The organism is Candidatus Binatia bacterium (assembly GCA_036382395.1).
GTDB lineage: Bacteria > Desulfobacterota > Binatia > HRBIN30 > HRBIN30 > JAGDMS01.
Window position 1 is genome coordinate 1 of the sequence record DASVHW010000265.1, and the last position, 4,503, is coordinate 4,503.

The 4,503-nt window shown below is 61.7% G+C and carries 9 protein-coding genes and 1 pseudogene; 1 reads left to right on the forward strand and 9 read right to left on the reverse strand.

Annotated elements, in window-relative coordinates:
• Positions 1-381 (forward strand): annotated as a pseudogene (locus tag VF515_12395) (reductase).
• Positions 382-462: 81 nt separating this feature from the next.
• Here VF515_12395 and VF515_12400 read toward each other — a convergent pair.
• From VF515_12400 to VF515_12440, 9 genes are all read right to left on the reverse strand, one after another.
• Complete coding sequence (locus VF515_12400) at positions 463-597, reverse strand: hypothetical protein (protein ID HEX7408435.1); 135 nt, start codon at positions 595-597, stop codon at positions 463-465.
• The gene (locus tag VF515_12405) at positions 594-788 is read right to left on the reverse strand and encodes a type II toxin-antitoxin system HicA family toxin (protein ID HEX7408436.1); all 195 of its coding nucleotides are present in this window, start codon (positions 786-788) and stop codon (positions 594-596) included. The genes VF515_12400 and VF515_12405 overlap by 4 nt, the downstream gene beginning before the upstream one ends.
• Positions 785-1,000: a type II toxin-antitoxin system HicB family antitoxin gene (locus tag VF515_12410; protein ID HEX7408437.1), complete on the reverse strand. Its 216-nt coding sequence runs from the start codon at positions 998-1,000 to the stop codon at positions 785-787. The genes VF515_12405 and VF515_12410 overlap by 4 nt, the downstream gene beginning before the upstream one ends.
• Positions 1,001-1,063: 63 nt before the next feature.
• Complete coding sequence (locus VF515_12415) at positions 1,064-1,312, reverse strand: hypothetical protein (GenBank protein HEX7408438.1); 249 nt, start codon at positions 1,310-1,312, stop codon at positions 1,064-1,066.
• A complete protein-coding gene (locus tag VF515_12420) occupies positions 1,309-1,596 on the reverse strand; it encodes a DUF4258 domain-containing protein (GenBank protein HEX7408439.1) in 288 nt (95 codons plus the stop codon). The genes VF515_12415 and VF515_12420 overlap by 4 nt, the downstream gene beginning before the upstream one ends.
• Positions 1,574-1,909 (reverse strand): hypothetical protein, encoded by a 336-nt coding sequence (locus VF515_12425; GenBank protein ID HEX7408440.1) that lies wholly within the window; start codon positions 1,907-1,909, stop codon positions 1,574-1,576. Before VF515_12425 ends, VF515_12420 begins: the two co-directional genes overlap by 23 nt.
• A 74-nt stretch (positions 1,910-1,983) precedes the next feature.
• Positions 1,984-2,427, reverse strand: coding sequence for an ankyrin repeat domain-containing protein (locus tag VF515_12430; GenBank protein HEX7408441.1), 444 nt, complete (start codon positions 2,425-2,427; stop codon positions 1,984-1,986).
• A gap of 106 nt (positions 2,428-2,533) precedes the next feature.
• Positions 2,534-3,124 (reverse strand): ankyrin repeat domain-containing protein, encoded by a 591-nt coding sequence (locus tag VF515_12435; protein HEX7408442.1) that lies wholly within the window; start codon positions 3,122-3,124, stop codon positions 2,534-2,536.
• 128 nt (positions 3,125-3,252) lie between these two features.
• Positions 3,253-3,600, reverse strand: coding sequence for a hypothetical protein (locus VF515_12440; GenBank protein HEX7408443.1), 348 nt, complete (start codon positions 3,598-3,600; stop codon positions 3,253-3,255).
• Positions 3,601-4,503 lie beyond the last annotated feature (903 nt).

The window sequence follows — 4,503 nt, forward strand, 5'->3', positions numbered from 1 at the left end:
GAGTACAGTCAGCGTCACACGATCGAGCGTGACGTTCCGGAACTGTTGCGCCGCTGTCAGGAAGACACCGTCGACGCCGCGTTCCTGGTGCCGCTTTGACCGGTGTGCCACCAGACCGTGAGTCTGGTCGCCCGGCATCTGGAGGCCCATGGGATTGCGACCGTGATCCTCGGCTCCGCCCGCGACATCGTCGAGCACTGCGGTGTCCCGCGTTTCGTCTTCACCGATTTCCCGCTCGGCAATCCCTGCGGTAAGCCGTACGACGCTGAGATGCAGCGGCGCATCGTCGGCTTCGGCCTCGACCTATTGGAGAGCGCCCGCGCCCCCCGCACGACGGTGCAGACCCCGTTCGTGTGGAGCGAGGACCAGTCCTGGCGCGACAACTACATGCGCATCGAACCCGCCTAAACGGCGTCCCCAACGTCACGGCCTGGGCGCTGTCAGCTAGCGCTGCTGTGTGCGTCAAAGAGGCAGGATGAGCGATTCACGCAATACCATCCGTGTGTAGAATTCACCGTCCTCGCGACGTCGCGGTATCTGATGCAACTCGTGCGTCCACTTGTCCGCCGCGATCGCCTCGGCGCCGCGTTTCGTCATGCCGCACCAACCTCGGGCACGGACAAGTTGCGACAGATCTTTCTTGCGAGGCCGTTCGGGATTTCTTGGTGGCGTGGCACCGACTCCACGGCTCCCGTCGCCGGGTTGGTCCACAGCGAGTGACTGGCACCCTCGCGCTTGAGGTAGCAGCCATGGAGCCGCAAGTGCCGGAGCAGGCTGCTCCGTTTCACTCCACGACCACCGTTTCGCGCTCGGCGTCGGGCGGCACGCCGCGCATTGCGTCGTCGCGCCGGTCTTCGAGAATCAAGGCGATAGCATCAGCAAGGCTCTTCCGGGCTTCCTCCTTTGTCCGCCCCTGTCCGTTGGCGCCGGGAATCTCCGGACAATACGCAATGTGCCAGTCGCCGTCGCGCTCGAAGATGGCAGTGAATTCGTTGTGCATCCGGTCACCTCCTCGACTCGTGAGCCTACCTCAGCCCTCGTGAGCAGTCGAACGCCGTGCCGCTCAGGCGCGGTCCGCTCTTGGCCGGCGCCTGGAGCGGCTGGTTCGGCCAGACCGCGCCCGGCGTTTTGCGATGAGCTCCCGAATCGCGGGAACCAGCTCTTTGGGGACTTCCATGACCGTTTGCGTTGTGTCGTCGAATGAGGCCTCGTCCTCCGCCACCGCCTCTTCCTCCGTTTGCTGCTCGTAATCGGCGAGCACGCGGCGAACTCTCTCCTCATCCCAGCCTCGCGGAAATTTACTTTGCTTCATCTCCTGCCTTTCCGACGCCGGCGCCGTCGATACGCGAGCAGCGGTTTCCCGCGCAGGTCATACGCCGTGATCACAAATACACTATCCGGCTCGGGGTCTGGAACATAGATCACCCGGAGGTAACGGCCTGCTTGCGTCTTGCCGATGGCGACCCGCGATCCCTCCCGGCCAGGACGATCTTCCCCTGGACTCTGCAAAACGGCGGCAACCTCATCCTCGTCGACTTCGTGGTTGTAAATGTGCGGGTCGCCCGTGTCCGGATCACGGTAGAAGCGGATGTTCATGCGAGCACATCATACCGTAGTCGCATCGCTGGGCCGAACGCGTTGCGCGTGAGCCGGCGGCGCAGCGGCAGTCGCCAGTGGGAGCGAAACTGAAGCCGCTCGGCTCGACGCGCTTGTTGGGCTGCAGTTCATAGGAACGCCGTACTGAGGTGCTCATGTCGGAGCCAGGCGTCGGGCTGGGTGTCTGCGCTTCGACGTGATGAAAATAATCCTCAATGTAGGTCAGGGTTTTGCCCCCATCGGTCGTCTGGTAGAGCCGGTCCTTGGAATCGCGCGCCGTGAACCAGCCATGCACCGCATCCAGAAAGTGCACTCCTGAAAGCTCATACGGGGGCGCGTACGTTCGGCGCGTCCACTTGAACCCGTCCCATACCATCAGTAGCCCCTTCAGTTGATTGCCATCCGTGTGCTGTCCCACAAGCGCCACCAACTCCGGCGGCACCGCCTGAAGGTCGTTGATTCTCTCGCTTTCGCGAGGGGATTCGCCCCGCGCTCCAGCAGCAGCCTGATCGCAGACACGTCTCCGAGGTGGGCCGTCGCTTCATGAAGAGGCGTGTTGCCCTCATTGTCCCTGCTATTCACATCTGCGCCGTCGTCGAGCAGCAGCGCCGCGATCGGCTTGTTGCCTCGCTCTGTGGCCACATGCAGTGGGGTTTGCCCGCGGCTCTCTACCGCTTTGATGCTTGCGCCATGCATCAACAGCACCGCAACGACATCCTCGCGTTGGCTGAAGGCCGCACTGTGCAGCGCCGTCCAGCCCTTCGTATCCGCGGCTTCAACATCTGCGCCGTGCGAGGAGTACGCTCGCCACACGAGCGAAGTCGCCAGCACCGGCACCTTCTGCCACCCGATTCAACGGCGTCTCGTATCTGGAGTTTCTCGCGTTTACATCCGCTCCGTGTTGAATCAGGAGCTCGACGAGCTCGCTCTCAGCAATTTAGGCTGCCCAGTGTAGTGGAGTTTCACCGTAGTTAGTTCGGGCGTTCACGTCTGCCCTACGGTCCAGGAGCACATTTGCCATGTCTCGCCGTTTGTATACGATGGCGTCGTACAGAGGCGACACCCCATAGGGGTTGGGCGGATTAATGTCGGCTCCGTGCTGGATCAGAAACAGCGCCGCCTCGGACGTAGGGTTCCGCTTGATAGCTGCGGACAGCGGCGTGTCGTATGGTGGTGTCACGGCATTGACATCCGCACCAGCGTCGACGAGGAGCTTCATCGTGCTCGTGTGTTCCGCCCAAATGGCCATGAAGAGAGGTGTTTGGCCCCTCGATCGTAGATTGACGTTGGCATGATGCGACAGGAGCAGCTGCACGACGGCATCATGGCCACTGGCTGCGGCATAATGCAGGGCGGTCTGACCTTCTGCGTCCGTTGCATTCACATCAGCTCCGTGGGCGAGGATGTGCCGCGCGCTTTCGACATCTCCGTCGCGGGCGGCTTCGTGCAGCGATTTCGGTCCCGCCCATGCCGCCGTGATCAACGACGCGGCAAGGCAGGTGAGCAGGACGAAGCCTCTAAATCGCACAGCAAGCAATCTCTAACGAAGCTCCCTAACGGTATGCCGGTGAGCTGCGGCGGGCAACCGGAGCGCCACGATCGAAGACGGACGTCATGCCCGCCGTCAGACCCAACGGCCGTGTTAGACCGTAGCGTCTACTGCCGACCTTCACTTGGTGGGTTCTGACTGGGATGGCATTGCAGCCACGCATCCCACCCATCGTTCTGCAGCTCATTGACCAGGACCTTTTCGCTTTCAGCATCGTATATCCAATACGCGCCGTAGTGGGGGTTGAACCATATCTCCAGGTAAAGGAGTTTCGGGTTGATCCATCGTGCGTCGAGCGGGCGGTGCGCGAACTCGGGCACGCTGAGGATCACGTCCTTATCTGCGCCAACACTGAGGCGAAGGCGGTTGCCAGGCTCCGCGGCGAAATAGGAACCACCCTCACTCGGTCGATGCTGGCCGTCAGGCGGCACAAAGATCCGCTCCCGCTTCTCCACCCGGAGGAGCTGCTGGTCTGGGTTTGCGAAAACGCGCCGAGGCGCTGCCCAGGTACGCATCTGTTCGCACAGATTCTCAGTGCCCCAAGCCGCCGTCGTGCTCAAAACGAGGAGCGTAGTGATTATCGGTGCAATCTGTCGCATACGGTGAAGGGGCTAACGGCCTGGCGATGAGCCGCGGCGGGGAAACGGACGGTGCGGTTCAAACGGACAGCGCGTACCCGCCGGCGGATCGAGCGGCGTGTTAGGCATCAGCGCCATACGAAGTCCGCACTCGCCCGAATAAAATTGGAAGTAAAGGAGTCCGATTGAAGTGTGTAGTCCAGCGTCGCTACGACGTGGTAGGTCCCCGTCGCAAGCGGCACCTCAGCGCACTGACCGCATTGTGTGCCCCCGACATACCCTGTTTGCTGCCATGTATGATCCATAAGGGTCACCTGCCGCACAAGTATACTGCCGCTGTGGAGAGGAAGTCGAAATGGTGGGCAACCCAGTGGAGGGATGCACGGCTCTTCCAAGAACACTGGGTTACTGTTTGGGTCGAAGACCTCGATGCTGATTGAGGGATAGGTCAGCGGGTAGCATCGGGCTGTACAACCAGCCGGATAGAAGACGTCGGGGCCGCCCAGATGCCCTATGATGGCTTCGATCAACACGCCCTCTCCAGGGCGAGACTCCGCGCTTAGAGATATCTGCAGCTGCGGGGCGGCAGGCTGTGGAACGGCGGTCTCATCAGAGTCGCCTCCGCATGCCACAAGCAGTACTGCGATCATGCCAATTGCCGCTCTGGGCAGTCTCGTGCAGGTCATTCAACCTTACGTGGCCTAACTTTGAATTCGGCGTATCAATGAAACCGCCAACCGACGCCAGCCCTGGCGGGTTAACACCGCCGTTGTCATGTGC